The following is a 16,152-nucleotide window of genomic DNA, read 5'->3' as shown; positions in this document are numbered from 1 at the left end:
TCCTTCACCGGCGCATGGTCCGAACCGGTGAACCACTGACCGTCACTGGTCCGGTCGGCGGTTCACGGACAGCGAACCACCGTCCACCTCTTTCGGGAGCAAACTTGAAGTACCTGCAACGGTGTAATCGAGGTGCCCTCATGGAAGACGCGATGGACGCCTACTCGCGCGTGGTCAGCACGGTCGCGAAGACCGTCACCCCGCACGTCGCCGGGGTCCAGCTCGCGCGCGGCAGCGGGTCGGCCGTCGTCTTCGCCGACGACGGCCACCTGCTCACCAACGCCCACGTCGTCGCCGATCACCGGCGCGGCGTCGCGACCTTCGCGGACGGTAGCGAAGTGCCCTTCGACGTCGTCGGCGCCGACCCGCTGTCCGATCTCGCCGTGCTGCGGGCTCGCGGCGAGACGCCGTCGGCCGCTCAGCTCGGCGACGCCGACAACCTCGTCGTCGGGCAGCTCGTCGTGGCCATCGGGAGCCCGCTCGGGTTCTCCGGCACCGTCACCGCCGGCGTCGTCAGCGCGCTCGGCCGGGCGTTGCCGGTGCGCCACGGCCGCGCCGGGCGGGTGATCGAGGACGTCATCCAGACCGACGCCGCGCTCAACCCCGGCAACTCCGGCGGCGCGCTCGCCGACTCCGCCGGCCGGGTCGTCGGCGTCAACACCGCGGTCGCCGGCGTCGGGCTCGGGCTCGCCGTGCCGATCAACGCGACCACTCGGCGGATCATCGACACGCTCGTCGTCGAGGGCCGGGTGCGGCGCGCGTACCTCGGCGTCGTCGGCGTGCCCGCGCCGCTGCCGGACGACGTCGCCGAGCGCACCGGGCAGGCCGCCGGGCTGCGGGTGCGCGAAGTCGTGTCCGGCGGCCCCGCCGAGCGGGCCGGACTGCGCGCCGGGGACCTCGTGCTGACCGTCGGCCGCACCCGCGTCTCGGACGCGCAAGGCATCCAGCGGCAGCTGTTCGCGGAAGTGATCGGCACCGCACTGCCGATCACCGTGCTGCGCAACGGAGCCATGGTCGACGTCTACGCCACTCCGGCCGAGTTGGTCGGGTGACTTGAGTATCGCGCTCCGGCGTGGCATGGTCGGTGGCACAACACCAACGCGGGAGCTCGCGCCATGGCGGGCTGAGAGGGTGACTGGGGTTTTCCCGGCGTCACCGACCGCATGAACCTGACCGGGTAATGCCGGCGTAGGGAGTGAAAGTCGTTGACGACATTGGAGAACAAGCACGTCTCCGTCACGACCGGCCCGATCACGGGCTCGCACAAGGTTTACCACCAGACCGAATCCGGTTTGCGTGTTCCTGCCCGCCGGATCGACCTCTCGAACGGCGAGCACTTCGACGTCTACGACACTTCGGGCCCGTACACGGATCCCGACGTGGCCATCGACGTCCACAGTGGACTCCACCGGCTGCGCGCCGGCTGGGCCGACGGGCGCGAGCACAACACCCAGCTCGGCTGGGCCAAACAGGGTGTCATCACGCGCGAAATGGAGTACATCGCGGCCCGTGAACGGGTTTCCGCGGAGTTCGTGCGCGACGAGGTGGCCCGCGGGCGTGCGGTGATCCCGGTCAACCGCAAGCACCCCGAAACCGAGCCGATGATCATCGGCAAGAACTTCCTCGTGAAGATCAACGCCAACATGGGCAACTCGGCCGTCTGGTCGTCGGTCGAGGAAGAGGTCGACAAGATGGTCTGGGCGACCCGCTGGGGCGCCGACACGATCATGGACCTCTCCACCGGCAAGCGGATCCACGAGACGCGCGAGTGGATCATCCGCAACTCGCCGGTCCCGGTCGGCACCGTGCCGATCTACCAGGCACTGGAGAAGGTCGACGGCGAACCGGAAAAGCTGTCGTGGGAGATCTACCGCGACACGATCATCGAGCAGTGCGAACAGGGCGTCGACTACGTCACCGTGCACGCCGGCGTGCTGCTGCGCTACATCCCGCTGACCGCCCGGCGCGTCACCGGGATCGTCAGCCGCGGCGGTTCGATCATGGCCGCGTGGTGCCTCGCACATCACCAAGAGTCCTTTTTGTACACGCACTTCGAGGAGCTCTGCGAGATCCTCCGGCAGTACGACGTCACGTTCTCCCTCGGCGACGGCCTGCGCCCGGGTTCGATCGCCGACGCCAACGACCGCGCCCAGTTCGCCGAGCTGGAAACGCTGGGCGAGCTCACGCACATCGCGCGGTCGCACGACGTCCAGGTGATGATCGAGGGCCCCGGCCACGTGCCGATGCACAAGATCAAGGAGAACGTCGAGCTGGAAGAAAAGCTCTGCGGCGAAGCACCTTTCTACACGCTCGGTCCACTCGCGACGGACATCGCGCCGGCTTATGACCACATCACGTCGGCCATCGGCGCGGCCCAGATCGGCTGGTACGGCACGGCGATGCTGTGCTACGTCACGCCGAAGGAGCACCTCGGCCTGCCGAACCGCGACGACGTCAAGACCGGCGTGATCACGTACAAGATCGCCGCGCACGCCGCCGACCTGGCCAAGGGGCACCAGTACGCGCAGGAGTGGGACGACGAGCTGTCGAAGGCGCGCTTCGAGTTCCGCTGGAACGACCAGTTCAACCTGTCCCTGGACCCCGACACCGCGCGCTCGTTCCACGACGAGACACTGCCCGCCGAGCCGGCCAAGACCGCGCACTTCTGCTCGATGTGCGGGCCGAAGTTCTGCTCGATGCGGATCACGCAGGACGTCCGCAAGTACGCCGAGGAGCACGGTCTGTCCACCGTGGAGGCCATCGAGGCCGGCATGGCTTCGAAGTCGGCCGAGTTCACCGAGTCCGGCGGCCAGGTCTACCTGCCCGTAGTTCAGCCATGACACCGCCCACTGCCCTCACCATCGCCGGCTCGGACTCCGGCGGTGGTGCGGGCATCCAGGCGGACCTGCGGACGTTCTTCGCCCACGGCCTCCACGGGCTGGTGGCGCTGACCGCGGTCACCGTGCAGAACTCGTTGGGCGTACAGGGTTTCACGGAGATCCCGGCCGACGTGGTGACCGCGCAGATCAAGGCGGTGGCGTCCGACATGGGCGTGAACGCGGCGAAGACGGGAATGCTGGCGACGGCGGAGATCATCCGGTCGGTCGCCAAGACCCTCGACGAGGTCGAGGTGGGCCCGCTGGTGGTCGACCCGGTGGCGGCGTCGATGACGGGTCACGCGCTGCTGCGCGAGGACGCGCTGGAGGCGATCCGCACGGAGCTGTTCCCCCGCGCGACGCTGATCACGCCGAACCTGGACGAAGTCGGCCTGCTGACGGGCATCTCGGTGTCCGACGCGACCTCCCAGCGCGCGGCGGCGGAGGCACTGCTGGAGTTCGGGTCGCAGTGGGTGCTCGTCAAGGGCGGCCACATGACCGGCAGCACCTGCGTCGACCTCCTCACCGATGGCCGCGAGTACGTTTCGCTGAGCGGCCCGAGGTTCGAAACGGACAACACCCACGGCGGCGGCGACACGATGGCCTCGGCGATCACGTCGTCGCTGGCGAAGGGCGCGTCCGTGCCGGACGCGGTGGCGGCGGGCAAGAAGTTCATCGAGCGCTGCGTGGCGGAGTCCTACCCGCTCGGTGCGGGAGTGGGCCCGGTCTCGCCGTTCTGGGTGCTACCGGACCGGCGCTAGCTCCCGGCTGTCGTACTCCTCGCGAGAGGAGCGGATGCGGTCGAAGTTCGCCTGCGACCACGTGCTCAGCGCCACCAGGTGCGCGCCCACCTCCGCGCCCATCTCCGTCAGCGCGTACTCCACCGTCGGGGGCGTGGTCGGGTACACCGTGCGCGTCAGAAAGCCGTCGCGCTCCAGCTGGCGGAGGTTCTGCGTGAGCATCTTCTGGCTGATGCCGTCGACAGCCCGGCGCAGCTCGCCGAACCGGTGGGGACCCCGGGCCAGTGCGCCCAGCATCAGGGCCGTCCACTTGTTGGCCAGCAGGTCCAGCACGTCCCGGCAAGGGCAGCTCCGGAGATACACATCCCAGGGTCCGTCCTGGTCACAGGTGGTTTCCATCAGGTACCTACTTCACTTATTAGTGCCTTCTGGCGAAAAGTGACGAACGCTCCGAGTATAGGAGGAGACCCTCGGATAGAAGGAGAGCAGAGATGCGCATCGTGACCCAGGAGACGCTCGGCGGGCCGGAGGTGCTCCGCGTCACCGAAGCACCACGCCCGGAGCCCGGGCCGACGGAGGTCCTGGTGCGGGTGCACGCGGCCGGCATCAACCCCGTCGACTGGAAGGTGCGCGCGGGCGGCGGGTTCCTCGGCGAACCGCCGTTCACCGTCGGCTGGGACGTCGCCGGCGTCGTCGAGCAGGCCGGTTTCGGCGCCACCGGCGTCCGCGAAGGCGACGAAGTCCTCGGCATGCCGTGGTTCCCGCGCCCCGCCGGCGCCTACGCGGAGTACGTCACCGCGCCCTCGCGGCACTTCGTGCGCAAGCCGGCCGGGCTGTCGTTCGCCGAGGCCGCCGCACTCCCCCTCGCCGGACTCACCGCGTGGCAGGGACTTGTGGACGTCGCGAACGTCCACGAAGGACAGCGGGTGTTCGTCGACGCCGCCGCGGGCGGGGTCGGCCACCTGGCCGTGCAGATCGCCAAGGCGCGCGGCGCGCACGTCATCGGCACGGCCAGCGCCGGCAAGCACGACCTGCTGCGCGAACTCGGCGTCGACGAACCCCTCGACTACCACGACGAGAACGCCACCACGTCCGATGTGGACGTCTACTTCGGACTCGTCGGCGAGAAGAGCGACCTGCGCTGGCTGCCCTCGATCAAGGAAGGCGGCCTGCTGATCGGCGTGCCGAGCGGCGTCGCGGATCGCGTCGAAAAAGCCGCCGCGGCAAGGAAAGTGCGGACGGAACGGATCCTCGTCGAGCCGGACCGCGGCGGGCTGACCGGCCTCGTCGGACTGATCGAGGCCGGTCAGCTCAAGGTCCGCGTCGAGCAGACGTTCCCGCTCGAAGAGGCGGCCAAGGCGCACGAGCTGGGTGAGTCCGGCCGGGTGTCCGGCAAGCTCGTGCTGACCGTCTAACCCCTGGCGAGCACCTGGGGCAGCACCGTCGTCAACCCGGTCCAGTCCGACGTGACCACCGACGCGTGCTGCTTCGCCAGGTCGGCGACGCGCTGGTTGGCCTGGTCGACCGTCGGGTTGTGGGCGTCGATGGCCGGCGCGACGTTCTGGCCGTCGGTCATCACGACGTAGTAGTGGTTGGCGTCGTACCACCACGGCCCGGTCTGCGTCACCCACGCGTTCGCGTCGCCGTCGAACACGACGAACCACGGCTTGAGGTCGGCGGTGTACTTGTCCCGCGGGTCACCGCCGGCCGCGCCGTGCACGGTCGGGAAGATGTTCGCGTCGCCCAGCTTGCCCGCGTTCTTGAGCCCGACCAGGTACCGCGCGTACTCGACGTCGGTCTTCAGCGTGTCGGTCGGGTTCCCCTCCTCGACCGTGCCCGGGATGATCTCGGTGATCACCCGGCCCCGCAACGCGTCCACCGACGGCCAGTTGTCCGCCTTGGACGCGTCGTCGAGCGTGGCGTAGCTCCCGAGCAGCTCGGCCGGGCGGAAGGCGACGCTGCCGAGGTGCGAGCGGAACGTGGCGTCCAGCTCGTCCGGGCCCATGCCGGTGTTGTCCGAGAAGCCCGTCTTCATCTCCAGTTTCAAAGTGATCGGCGTGTGCCCCGGGTGGGCGGCCAGCCAGATCCGGATGTCGTCGAGGCAGTATTCGAGGTTCTTGTTCTTGCCGCCGGTGTACAGCTGCGCGGCCGACGTCGCCGCGACGCAGTTGTTGTTGTTTCCCAACGGGTTCGAGTGGCTGACCTTCCACTCGTGGGTGAAGAAGTCCGGCCAGACGTCCAGCTCGATCAGCGACGAGCCGGCGTCGAGTGCCCGGGCCAGGTAGTCGTAGGCCGCCGGGTCGTACGTGTTGTGCACGCCGACCGTCGTGACGTGGGAGAGCTTCGGGCTGTCCGCGTTCGCGGCCGTCGCCCCGGAGAGCACGAGCGCCGCCGTGAGGACCGCCACCGAGAAGAGCTTCATCCAGGCTCCTTCGAACGTGAGTAACGTTCACAATGTCTCACCGTGGTTGACTGTTGATGAAGCAAAAGAGGCTGATTGGCCTAGACCAGAAGTCGGGAAACCACCATGACGACGAGCCTGCCGACCGCGTTGACCATCGCCGGGTCGGATTCCGGTGGTGCCGCCGGGCTGCAGGCGGACCTGCGCACGTTCCTGACGTGCGGCGTGCACGGCCTGGTCGCGGTCACCGCCGTCACCGTCCAGAACACCCTCGGCGTGCACGACCGCGCCGACCTGCCGCCGCACATCGTGGCCGGGCAGATCGAGGCGGTCGCGGCGGACATGGGCGTCGGCGCGGCCAAGACCGGCATGCTGGCGTCGGCCGAGATCATCCACGCCGTCGCGGCGGCGTGCGACAAGGCGGAGATCGGCCGTGACGAGAAGATCCCGTTCGTCGTCGACCCGGTCGCGGCGTCGATGCACGGCCACCCGCTGTTCGACGACGCCGGCCTGCACGCCCTGCGCGACGAGCTGCTGCCGCGCGCGACGGTCCTGACGCCGAACCTGGACGAGGTCCGCCTGCTCACCGGCATGACCGTGAAGGACCGCGAGGGCATGCACACCGCGGCCGTGGTGCTGCAGCGGATGGGCCCGCGGTACGTCCTGGTCAAGAGCGGCCACCTGCAGGCCGACCCGGAGTGCGTGGACCTCCTGTTCGACGGCTCGACGTTCGTGGAGCTGCCGGGCAAGCGCTACGCGACACCGCACACGCACGGCGCGGGCGACACGATGGCGTCGGCGCTGACGGCGGGGCTCGCCAAGGGCATGTCGGTGGTCGAGGCCGCGCGGTACGGCAAGTGGTTCGTCTCGCAGGCCGTCGAGCACGCCTACCCGATGGGCGCCAAGGTCGGCCCGGTCTCGGCCTTCTGGCGGCTGGCACCCGAGGAGCGCTGAGCACCGGCCCGGTTACCATCCCTGCGTTTACTGATCCTTGAACCAAGCAGGGGGCGGCCTTGACCGGACGCGAGCGGGTGGCGAAGGTCCTCGAAGACCGCCGCTTCCAGAACTTCATCATCGCCGTGATCGTGTTCAACGCGGTCACGCTCGGCATGGAGACGTCGACGTCGATCATGGCGGGCTACGGCGACCTCCTGCACGCCCTCGACCACGTCGCCCTCGGCATCTTCGTCACCGAGCTGCTGGCGAAGTTCTACGCCTACCGCGGCGCGTTCTTCCGCGACAACTGGAACGTCTTCGACCTGCTGGTCGTCGGCATCGCGGTGATCCCGGCGACCGGGCCGTTCGCCGTCCTGCGGTCGTTGCGCGTGCTGCGCGTCCTGCGGCTGATCTCGGTCGTGCCGTCGATGCGCAAGGTCGTCTCGGGTCTGCTCGCCGCGATCCCCGGGATGGCGTCGATCGCCGCGCTGCTCGCGCTGATCATCTTCGTGGCAGGCGTGATGGCGACCAAGCTGTTCGGCGGCATCTCCCCGGAGAACTTCGGCGACCTCGGTACCTCGCTGTTCACGCTGTTCCAGGTGATGACCGGCGAGGCGTGGCCGGACATCGCGAAGGAGATCATGGTCCAGGCGCCGATGGCCTGGATCTTCTTCGTCGTCTACATCCTGGTGTCGAGCTTCGCGGTGCTGAACCTCTTCATCGCCGTGGTGGTCAGCGGCATGGAGGACGAGCTGCGCCAGGACATCCGCGAGGAAGAGGAGAAGCAGGCCGAAGCCCAGGCCGCCGCGAACCGGGAGATCCTCGAGGAGCTGCGCGCGGTGCGCGCGGAGCTGGCCGAGCTGCGAAAGACGGCCGTCTAGTCGTCCGCGATCAGGGCCTCGAGCGCCGGGAGCGCCGCCGTGAGCGCTTCGCGGTGCTCGGGCGTCAGGCGGTCGAGACGCCGGTTCAGCTCCTGCACCCGCGTCGACCGGACGCCGGACACCAGCCGCTCGCCCTCTTCCGTCGCCTTCGCCAGCCACGCCCGGCGGTCGACCGGGTCGGACTCGCGGCTGACGTACCCCGCCTCGACCAGGGACGCGATGATCCGCGACATCGTCGCCGCGGCGACGCCCTCCTTCGCGGCGAGGTCGCCGAGGCGCAGCTGTCCGGAGATCACCAGCGTCGCGAGGGCCGAGATGGCGCCGTGGCCGGGACCGGGCACGCCGGCCTGCCGCAGCGACCGGGACAGCCTGCCGACGGCCAGGTACAACCTGCCCGAGACGTCCTGGACCGATGTGCTCGTCACGGCTGGCTCCTTTTGCCTCGCCCCGCCGCCGGTGCGCCGGAAAGTGCCGTCCACCTTACGGGTTCGCCGTGCGCGTTCGGCGTGAAGCCACCCTGGTTCACCGTGGTGGACTCGACGCCTTGGCCCAGAAGCGCTGCGGAACCCGGCCGGCCCCGCGCGCCAGGTGACCGGCGACGACGGCCGAGCGCATCGCGGCGGCCATCCGCTCCGGGTCGGCCGCCCGGGTGACCGCGGTGGACAGCAGGACGGCGTCGCAGCCGAGCTCCATCGCCAGTGTCGCGTCCGATGCCGTGCCGATTCCGGCGTCCAGGATCACCGGCACGCCCGCCCGCGAAACGATCAGCTCGATGTTGTGCGGATTCCGGATGCCGAGGCCGGTGCCGATCGGCGCACCCAGCGGCATGACGGCGGCGCAGCCAGCCTCCTCCAGGCGCAGCGCGAGCACCGGGTCGTCGTTCGTGTAGGCGAACACGGTGAACCCGTCGGCGGCCAGCCGTTCGGCGGCGTCGAGGGTCTCGACCGGGTCCGGCAGCAGCGTCCGGTCGTCGGCGTGCACCTCGAGCTTGATCAGGTCGGTGTCCAGCGCTTCCCGGGCGAGCTGCGCGGTGAGCACGGCTTCGGCGGCCGTCCGGCAGCCCGCGGTGTTCGGCAGCAGCTCGATCCCGAGCCGGTTCAGCAGTTCGAGGACGCCGGAGCCGCCTTCGGCGTCGGCGCGGCGCATCGCGACGGTGGTCAGCTCGGTGCCGGACGCGACCAGCGCGCGTTCGAGGACGGCCAGGTTGGCCGCGCCACCGGTGCCGATGATCAGCCGGGACGTCAGCTTGGCGGTGCCGATGACCAGCGGTTCTTCGTCCACTTCAGCCTCCCTGGACCGCGGTGAGCACGTCGACGCCCGCGCCCTTGGGCACGGCGGTGGTGGGCCAGTCGCTCCGGCGGACGACGACGCCGTCGACCGCGACGGCGATGCCGGGCCGCTGCCCGCCCGACGCGTCGAGGACGTCGGCGACCGTGGCGCCGTCCGGGAACTCCGTCCACGTCCCGTTGAGCTTGATTTCCATCACACGTGCTCCTTCTGGTGCAGGCGGGCGGGCGAAGCCGCTTCGACGCCTTCGGGCGGCTTCTCACCCTCGAGCCAGGCGACCACGGCGTCCGCGGTCACGGGGGCCAGCAACAGGCCGTTGCGGTGGTGCCCGGTGGCGGCGAAGACGCCGTCGTCCAGGACGCCGATGTACGGCAGCACGTCGCGGCTGCCGGCACGCAGGCCCGCGGCGGTCTCGGCCAGCTCGTACTCGGTGATCGCGGGGAAGACGCGTTCGGCGCCCTCGATCAGCTCACGCACGCCGCGCGCGGTGACGGCCTGGTCGAAGCCCGCTTCGTACTGCGTCGCGCCGAGGACGAGCTCCTGGTCGCCGCGCGGGACGAGGTAGATGGGCTTGCCCTCGACGACGGCGCGGACGGTGTGTCCGGGCGGCGGCAGGCAGCCCCGGCGGGGCTTGAGCCGCAGGATCTCGCCCTTGAGCGGCCGGACGGCGTCGGCCAGCTGCGGGTGCAGCCGCCCGGTCCAGGCGCCGGCGGCGAGCACGACGGCTTCGGCGTCCGGTGTTCGCTCGACGCGTTCGCGGACGAACCGGACTTGGTGGTCGACGCAGGCCGCGTACAGGGCTTGGAGCAGTTTCCGGTTGTCCACGGCCAGGTCGCCGGGCACGTGGAGTCCACTTCGGACAGAGCCGACACCGGGTTCGAGCCGCTTGGCCTCCCGGCCGGTGAGCCGGTCGGCCACGCGCCCGAGCCGGCGCAGGTGGTCGGCGAGGATGTCGAGGTAACCGGCGTCGGCGCTGTCGAAGGCGACGACGAGCGTGCCGTGTCCGGCCAGGCCGGGGTCGACGCCTTCTTTTGCCAGGTCGCTCGCGAAGCCGGGCCATCTCCTGAGCGATTCTTCGCCGAGGGCGAGGACGTCCTCCTCACCCGGCCAGGCCTCGGTGACGGGGGCGAGCATGCCCCCGGCCAGCCAGGATGCGCCGCCGCGGACGGGCTCGGGGTCGTAGAGGCTGACGTCGTGGCCCTTCGCGGCCGCGCGCCAGGCCGTGGACAGGCCGATCACGCCGCCGCCCACCACTGCCAGGTTCGTCATGGGATCACGCTCCCTGCGCCGGCATGACCCGGATCAGGTTCCACGGTCGGAGCGGCAGCTCCCTCTCAGCCCGTCCCTCGGGCTCCCGTGCGGACTCCTCCACCCTAGCCGCCGGGGTACGGTCGCCGCTATGCCCGCCCTCTCCGGTGACAAGATCCGCGCCCGCCTCGACGCGGCCCGCCTGTACCTCTGCACGGACGCCCGAACCTCTCGCGGCGACTTGGCATCGTTCGCCGACGCGGCCCTCGCGGGCGGAGTCGACATCATCCAGCTGCGCGACAAGACCGGCGCTTTGGAAGCCACCCAGGAGATCGCGGCGCTGGAGGTGCTGGCCGAGGCGTGCGCGCGCCACGGAGCGTTGCTGTCGGTGAACGACCGGGCGGATGTGGCTTTGGCGGTCGGCGCGGACGTGCTGCACCTGGGTCAGGACGACATCCCGGTGGGGTTGGCCCGCCGGATCCTGGGGGACGACGTGGTGATCGGCCGGTCGACGCACTCGCTCGACCAGGCCCTCGCGGCGGCCGCGGAGCCGGGAGTCGACTACTTCTGCACGGGTCCCTGCTGGCCGACGCCGACCAAGCCGGGGCGGTCGGCGCCCGGGCTGGACTTGGTGCGTTCGACGGCCGCGGCTGCGCCTTCCCGGCCATGGTTCGCAATCGGCGGCATCGACGGTTCGCGGCTGCCCTCGGTGCTCTCGGCGGGCGCGTCCCGGATCGTGGTGGTGCGGGCGATCACCGAGGCCGAGGACCCGGAGGCTGCGGCGCGGGAGTTGCGGGCCCGGCTCCCCTGACCGCTCCGCCCATCCCTGGGCAGGGTTCCGGCGAAGTCGCGTGTGCTCGTTCCCCGTCTCTGCTCGGGGCGCGCTGAAGGTCCCTTTAGCTCGCGCTTCAAGCTGAACAGCGCTCGTCCGCGGGGCGCGGAGGCCGCGGCGGTGCCGCGAATGTCGCATTCGGGACCTCCCACGTCCCGAATGCGACATTCGCGACCTTCGAGTTTTGACTGCTCGGCTGGATCGCGCCGCTCAGGACCCGGCGGAAGTTTCTTCGGGCGCAGGTCGCTGGCTTCACCGGCGGTTGTCTTGAATGAGTCATTCAGGACCCCGGACGTCCTGAATGACTCATTCAAGACGGTTCGCCGCGGCGCGGAAGCTGCGCGCGCCTCCCCCTAACCAAGACAGACAGCCCCCGCCCATCCCTGGGGGGCGTCCCCGTCCCAGTCTATCGGCCCCCGACCTGCAAAAACGGCCCCGAGCGAAGTTGTGGACAACTTCGCACGGGGCCGTCGAAAACCGGCGCGCCTGTGGACAAGCCGTTGCGGCGAAAGGCCGAATCGGCTATGGGGTCGGCGTGGTCGCCGCGCCCTTGCTGGTCGGGGCCGTTGTCGTCGCCGGGGCCGAGGTCGACGGCTGCTGCGTTGTCGTGCTCGGTGTCGTCGTCGGCGTCTCCGTTGACGTCGTCGGGGCCGTCGACGTGTCCGAAGGCGTCGTGGTCGTCTCCGTCGGGGACACCTGGGTGTCCGTCGAAGTCGAAGGCGTCGTCGACGGGGTCGGGTCCGTCTGGCCACCGCCGTTGCCGAAGATCTTGCCGATGCTCGTGCCCGTTCCGCCGCCGATCTGGGTGCCCGTTGCCGACTCGAAGCCGACTATCGCCAGGATTGCCACCGCGAACGCCGCCACGCTCGTGCCGATGATCAACGGCCAGCGCAGCTTCCGCAGCCGCGACGACAGCCCCGACGACGGCTCCGCAGGCGGCTCCGCAGGCGGTTTCGCCAGCTGGACCGTCGGCTGGTCGGTGATCGGCACCTCGGCCTCCGCCGGCAGGTCGGGTACCCCGCGCCGGCGGATTCCCGATGTCGCCAGCTGCCTCGCCTTCAGCGCCGCCTCGCGGGTGCGCTGCAGCGAGCGCAGGTACAGCTCGCTGCCGACCGTCGACACCACGCTCGCCACGCCCGCGCCGACCACCGTGCCCGCCACGCCGAGCGTCGATCCCAGCAGTGCCGCGGTCACCGCCGCGAGCGCCGCCGCCATCACCTGCGCGATGCGCAGTCCTGACTTCTCTTCCGAAGCCGCTTCTTTCTCCTCGCTCATGATCCCGATCCGCTAGAAAGTCTTCTCCCCGTTCCCAACGTGTAAGGCGCGCGAGGAACTCCCCGCGTTGCCGGAGCGTGAGGAGCACCACTCTCACCGTCCACAGTAGACACTCCACGCCGAACACTTTCTTGACATACTCGGCACATGGAACTGGTGACGATCTCTGACATCGAGGCCGCGGCGAAGCGCGTCCGGGATGTCGCCGTGCGCACGCCCCTGCTGCTCCAGACGTGGGATCCCCGCGAAACCCTGTGGCTCAAACCCGAAAGCCTCCAACCGGTCGGCGCGTTCAAGGTGCGCGGCGCGTTCAACGCGATCGCCACCCTCGACGACGAACGGCGTACCCGCGGCGTCATCGCCTATTCCAGCGGCAACCACGCGCAAGCGGTCGCGTACGCGGCGCAGCGGTACGGCGTGCCCGCGGTGATCGTCGTGCCGGACATCGCGCCGCGGATCAAGGTCGAGGCCACTCGCGGGTACGGCGCCGAGGTGATCGAGGTGCCGATCGGCGAGCACGAGGGCAAAGCGCGCGAACTGGCCGCCGAACGCGGGCTGACCCTCATCCCGCCCTACGACGACGCGGCCGTCATCGCCGGGCAGGGCACGGCCGGCCTCGAGATCGCCGAGGACCTCCCCGACGTCGACGTCGTGCTGGTGCCGGTCAGCGGCGGCGGGCTGGCCTCCGGCGTCGGCACCGCGATCAAGGCGCGCGCGCCGCACGCGAAGGTCATCGGGGTCGAGCCCGCGCTGGCCGGCGACGCGACCGAGGGGCACCGCCTGGGCCGCCAGGTCGACTGGCCGCAGGCCGACCGCGCCCGCACGATCGCCGACGGCCTGCGCGCGCAGCCGTCCGAGCTGACGTTCGCGCACCTGCGCGCAGTCGTCGACGAGATGGTGACGGTCACCGAAGACGAGATCCGCGAGGCCGTCCGCGCCCTCGCCCGCAAGGCCCGGCTGGTGGCCGAGCCCAGCGGCGCGGTGACGACGGCGGCGTACCTGTTCCATGCGGCCGAGCTGCCGGCGGGCAAGACGGTCGCGATCGTCTCGGGCGGCAACGCCGACCCGGCGCTGTTCGCCGAGATCCTCGCGAGTTAGCGGGCACCCAAGCGCCCCAAGGCCACATTGGTTGCGTTGAATAGGCACTGCGGCGCGAAGCGCCTCCGTTGAGGGTGGCGGCGGGGGCATGGGTGGAGCACCCAAGGCGGCCTTCGGTGCGTCTGACGCACCGAAGGCCACATTGGGGCGCTTGGGTCCTACGAACCGGAGACCGGGGTCCCGCCGCCGCGGACGTGCGTTGGCGGGCCCTCGACTCCGCAGTGGTAGCACTCGCCCAGGTGGGGGCACTCGTCGTCCGAAGGGGCGGCCGGCGTGGGTGGCGAGAGCACCCCGTTGTGGATGCCCAGCGCGATCAGCCCGCCGACGATCGCCAGCGCCGCGCAGATCACCAGCGCCATTCGCCAACCCGCGGTCAGCGCCGCCGGGTCCGCGTACGCCTCGCCCGTCAACCCGGCCGCCGCGGGCAGCACCGCCACCGCCAACAACCCGCCCGACCGCGCGATCGCGTTGTTGACCCCGGACGCGACGCCGGCGTAGCGGTCCGGCGCCGCCGCGAGGACCGTCGCCGTCACCGGGGCGACCACCGTTGCCAGCCCCAGGCCGAACACCACCACCGCGGGCAGCACCGCGCCGAGGTAGGACGCGCCCGGCGCGATGCGCAGCATCAGCAGCATCCCGATGCCGACGACGATCGGGCCGACCACCAGCTGCGTCCGCGGCCCGATGCGCTGGGCCAGCGCGCCCGACCGGCCCGACAGCAGCAGCATGACCACCGTGAGCGGCAGCCCGGCCAGGCCGGCCGCGGTCGGCGAGTAGTGCAGCGACACCTGCAGCTGCATGACCAGCAGCATCATCACGCCGCCGAGCGCCGCGTACATGGCGAAGGTCAGCGCGTTGGCCAGGGTGAACGTGCGGTCGCGGAACAGCGACGGCGGCACCAGCGGCTCGCGCGAGCGGTGCTGGACGACGACGAACGCCGTCAGCCCCGCGATTCCCAGCAGGCCCGCGACCAGCACGATCGGGTCGCCGATGCCTCGCCCGGGCGCTTCGACCAGCGCGCCGGTGACGCCGGCGAGGCCGATCGCGCCGAGTGCCGCGGCGCCGAAGTCCGGGTGCCCGGTCGCTTCCGGGTCGCGCGACTCGGGCACGAACTTCCGGGCCATCAGCACGACGACGATGGCGATCGGGACGTTGATCAGGAACGCCAGGCGCCACGACCACACCTGGACGAGGAAGCCGCCGAGCAGCGGTCCGGCGGCTGCGGCGATGCCGCCGAGGCCGGACCACGCGCCGATCGCGCGGGCGCGGGCGTCGTGCGCGAAGGACGCCTGCAGGATCGCGAGCGACCCCGGTGTCAGCAGCGCGCCGCCGACGCCCTGCAGGATCCGCATCGCGACCAGCATCTCGGTGGACACGGCGGCGGCGCACAGCCCGGAGGCGACGCCGAACCAGACGACGCCGATCAGGTACATGCGGCGCCTGCCGTACCGGTCGCCGAGCGAGCCGGCGACCAGGATGAGCGCGGCGAGCGCCAGCATGTAGCCGTCGAGGATCCACTGCAGCCCCGCGACGGAGGCGTTCAGCTCGGCGCCGATGCGGGGCAGGGCGACGTTGACGATGGTGCCGTCGAGCATCGCCATGCCCGAGCCGAGGATCGTGGTGGCCAGCACGCCGCGCGCGGCGTGCGTCCCCCAGCGGATCCCGGTGTCTTCCGTGGCGGTCACGGCATCAGCGTCGTGACGAACTTGTAGCGGTCGCCGCGGTAGACCGAGCGGGCGTACTCGACGGGCTTGCCGTCGGTGGCGAACGAGTGCCGGGTCAGCCGCAGCACCGGCATGCCGACGTCGGCACCGAGCATCTCCGCCTCTTCCGGGCCGGCGAGCGATGTCTCGATCGACTCCTCGGCGCGTTCGAGTTCGACGCCGTAGTGCTCGCGTAGAACGGCGTACAACGAACCGCCGGCGGAGACGTGCTTGCGCAGCCCGCGGAATCGGCCGGCGGGCAGGTGCGACGTTTCTAGGGCCATCGGCTGCGAGTCCGCCAGTCGAAGCCGTCGAAGGCGAAGAATTTTCGCACCAGTACGGATTCCGAGCAGTTTCGCGAGGTCGCCCTCGGCCGGCAGCTCCTCGAGCTCGAGCAGCTTCGACGACGGCTTCAGGCCCTGCCGGCGCATGTCCTCGGTGTAGGACGACAACTGCAGCCGCTGCGCGAGCTTCGGCTCGGCCGCGAAGGTGCCCTTGCCCTGCACGCGGTGCAGGCGGCCTTCGGCGGTGAGGTCGGCCAGCGCCTGGCGCACGGTGGTGCGGGAGACCGTGAACTCCCCGGCGAGCGCGCGTTCGGTCGGGATCGGCGACCCCGGCGGCAGCACGTCCAGGAGGTCGAGGAGGTGCTGTTTCAGCGCCCAGTACTTGGGCTCGCGCTGCCCGCGCATCCCGGCGACGGCGCTCGCCTCGCCCGTGGTGGTGGTCTCCAACATGCCCGACTCCCTATGTCTTCCCTCATCGCACGCCACGTCCCCGTAAGAAACGTACCCTTTTCCCCAAACGCGCCGCCCCACTAACATTGGTCTAGACCTGACCGACGCCGCCTGAGTCCGGTACATAATGCCGGAGGTGGA

The 16,152-nt window shown here is 70.6% G+C and carries 17 protein-coding genes and 2 riboswitches; of the genes, 8 read left to right on the top strand and 9 right to left on the bottom strand.

Going from position 1 to position 16,152, the window contains the following annotated elements; translation table 11 throughout:
* Nucleotides 1-140: 140 nt before the first annotated feature.
* The 3 genes from ACIQWX_RS09865 to thiD (ACIQWX_RS09855) all read left to right on the top strand — a co-directional run bounded on the left by ACIQWX_RS09865 (nt 141) and on the right by thiD (ACIQWX_RS09855) (nt 3,637).
* On the top strand, nt 141-1,052 hold the full coding sequence (locus tag ACIQWX_RS09865; protein ID WP_400867766.1) for a S1C family serine protease: 912 nt from the start codon (nt 141-143) through the stop codon (nt 1,050-1,052).
* Between the two features lie 38 nt (nt 1,053-1,090).
* A riboswitch (TPP riboswitch) is annotated at nt 1,091-1,212 on the top strand.
* On the top strand, nt 1,206-2,840 hold the full coding sequence (gene thiC, locus ACIQWX_RS09860) for a phosphomethylpyrimidine synthase ThiC (RefSeq protein ID WP_400867764.1): 1,635 nt from the start codon (nt 1,206-1,208) through the stop codon (nt 2,838-2,840). It overlaps the preceding riboswitch by 7 nt.
* Entirely contained in the window at nt 2,837-3,637 is an 801-nt protein-coding gene (gene thiD / locus ACIQWX_RS09855; RefSeq protein WP_400867762.1) for a bifunctional hydroxymethylpyrimidine kinase/phosphomethylpyrimidine kinase, read from the top strand. Before thiC ends, thiD (ACIQWX_RS09855) begins: the two co-directional genes overlap by 4 nt.
* On the opposite strand, the gene ACIQWX_RS09850 is transcribed toward thiD (ACIQWX_RS09855), so the two are convergent.
* Nucleotides 3,620-4,015, bottom strand: coding sequence for a winged helix-turn-helix transcriptional regulator (locus tag ACIQWX_RS09850; protein ID WP_400867760.1), 396 nt, complete (start codon nt 4,013-4,015; stop codon nt 3,620-3,622). The two genes, thiD (ACIQWX_RS09855) and ACIQWX_RS09850, sit on opposite strands and share 18 nt — an antisense overlap.
* A 92-nt stretch (nt 4,016-4,107) precedes the next feature.
* On the opposite strand from ACIQWX_RS09850, the gene ACIQWX_RS09845 reads away from it, so the two are divergent.
* A complete protein-coding gene (locus ACIQWX_RS09845) occupies nt 4,108-5,031 on the top strand; it encodes an NADP-dependent oxidoreductase (protein WP_400867758.1) in 924 nt (307 codons plus the stop codon).
* On the opposite strand, the gene ACIQWX_RS09840 is transcribed toward ACIQWX_RS09845, so the two are convergent.
* Nucleotides 5,028-6,038: a phosphatidylinositol-specific phospholipase C domain-containing protein gene (locus tag ACIQWX_RS09840; RefSeq protein WP_400867756.1), complete on the bottom strand. Its 1,011-nt coding sequence runs from the start codon at nt 6,036-6,038 to the stop codon at nt 5,028-5,030. The genes ACIQWX_RS09845 and ACIQWX_RS09840 overlap by 4 nt on opposite strands.
* A 105-nt stretch (nt 6,039-6,143) precedes the next feature.
* Between ACIQWX_RS09840 and thiD (ACIQWX_RS09835) the strand changes: the two genes are divergently transcribed.
* Both thiD (ACIQWX_RS09835) and ACIQWX_RS09830 read left to right on the top strand, forming a co-directional pair.
* Nucleotides 6,144-6,971, top strand: a complete 828-nt coding sequence (thiD, locus tag ACIQWX_RS09835; RefSeq protein WP_400867754.1) for a bifunctional hydroxymethylpyrimidine kinase/phosphomethylpyrimidine kinase — start codon at nt 6,144-6,146, stop codon at nt 6,969-6,971.
* A gap of 59 nt (nt 6,972-7,030) precedes the next feature.
* Nucleotides 7,031-7,834: an ion transporter gene (locus tag ACIQWX_RS09830; RefSeq protein ID WP_400867752.1), complete on the top strand. Its 804-nt coding sequence runs from the start codon at nt 7,031-7,033 to the stop codon at nt 7,832-7,834.
* On the opposite strand, the gene ACIQWX_RS09825 is transcribed toward ACIQWX_RS09830, so the two are convergent.
* The 4 genes from ACIQWX_RS09825 to thiO form a co-directional block, all read right to left on the bottom strand.
* Complete coding sequence (locus ACIQWX_RS09825) at nt 7,831-8,259, bottom strand: MarR family transcriptional regulator (RefSeq protein WP_364452288.1); 429 nt, start codon at nt 8,257-8,259, stop codon at nt 7,831-7,833. The genes ACIQWX_RS09830 and ACIQWX_RS09825 overlap by 4 nt on opposite strands.
* A gap of 97 nt (nt 8,260-8,356) precedes the next feature.
* A complete protein-coding gene (locus ACIQWX_RS09820) occupies nt 8,357-9,115 on the bottom strand; it encodes a thiazole synthase (RefSeq protein WP_400867750.1) in 759 nt (252 codons plus the stop codon).
* A gap of 1 nt (nt 9,116) precedes the next feature.
* Nucleotides 9,117-9,317 (bottom strand): sulfur carrier protein ThiS, encoded by a 201-nt coding sequence (gene thiS / locus ACIQWX_RS09815; RefSeq protein WP_329054587.1) that lies wholly within the window; start codon nt 9,315-9,317, stop codon nt 9,117-9,119.
* Nucleotides 9,317-10,390, bottom strand: a complete 1,074-nt coding sequence (gene thiO, locus ACIQWX_RS09810; protein ID WP_400867747.1) for a glycine oxidase ThiO — start codon at nt 10,388-10,390, stop codon at nt 9,317-9,319. Before thiO ends, thiS begins: the two co-directional genes overlap by 1 nt.
* A riboswitch (TPP riboswitch) is annotated at nt 10,384-10,489 on the bottom strand. It overlaps the preceding gene by 7 nt.
* Before the next feature lie 31 nt (nt 10,490-10,520).
* On the opposite strand from thiO, the gene thiE reads away from it, so the two are divergent.
* Nucleotides 10,521-11,180, top strand: a complete 660-nt coding sequence (gene thiE, locus ACIQWX_RS09805) for a thiamine phosphate synthase (protein ID WP_400867745.1) — start codon at nt 10,521-10,523, stop codon at nt 11,178-11,180.
* Nucleotides 11,181-11,723: 543 nt separating this feature from the next.
* On the opposite strand, the gene ACIQWX_RS09800 is transcribed toward thiE, so the two are convergent.
* Nucleotides 11,724-12,476 carry a hypothetical protein gene (locus ACIQWX_RS09800; RefSeq protein WP_400867743.1) on the bottom strand — a complete coding sequence of 251 codons (753 nt, stop codon included), beginning with the start codon at nt 12,474-12,476 and terminating at the stop codon, nt 11,724-11,726.
* Between the two features lie 147 nt (nt 12,477-12,623).
* Between ACIQWX_RS09800 and ACIQWX_RS09795 the strand changes: the two genes are divergently transcribed.
* Nucleotides 12,624-13,574, top strand: coding sequence for a threonine/serine dehydratase (locus ACIQWX_RS09795; RefSeq protein ID WP_400867741.1), 951 nt, complete (start codon nt 12,624-12,626; stop codon nt 13,572-13,574).
* Between the two features lie 158 nt (nt 13,575-13,732).
* Here the strand turns inward: ACIQWX_RS09795 and ACIQWX_RS09790 are convergent, their stop codons facing one another.
* Together ACIQWX_RS09790 and ACIQWX_RS09785 are read right to left on the bottom strand one after the other, a co-directional pair.
* A complete protein-coding gene (locus tag ACIQWX_RS09790; protein WP_400867739.1) occupies nt 13,733-15,259 on the bottom strand; it encodes an MFS transporter in 1,527 nt (508 codons plus the stop codon).
* A complete protein-coding gene (locus ACIQWX_RS09785; protein WP_086678867.1) occupies nt 15,256-16,011 on the bottom strand; it encodes a GntR family transcriptional regulator in 756 nt (251 codons plus the stop codon). The genes ACIQWX_RS09790 and ACIQWX_RS09785 overlap by 4 nt, the downstream gene beginning before the upstream one ends.
* Between the last annotated feature and the right edge of the window lie 141 nt (nt 16,012-16,152).

It is taken from the genome of Amycolatopsis sp. NPDC098790 (genome assembly GCF_044759945.1).
Taxonomy (GTDB): Bacteria; Actinomycetota; Actinomycetes; order Mycobacteriales; family Pseudonocardiaceae; genus Amycolatopsis.
Note: the sequence above shows the minus strand (reverse complement) of the source record. Positions and strands in the feature narration are given on the sequence as shown.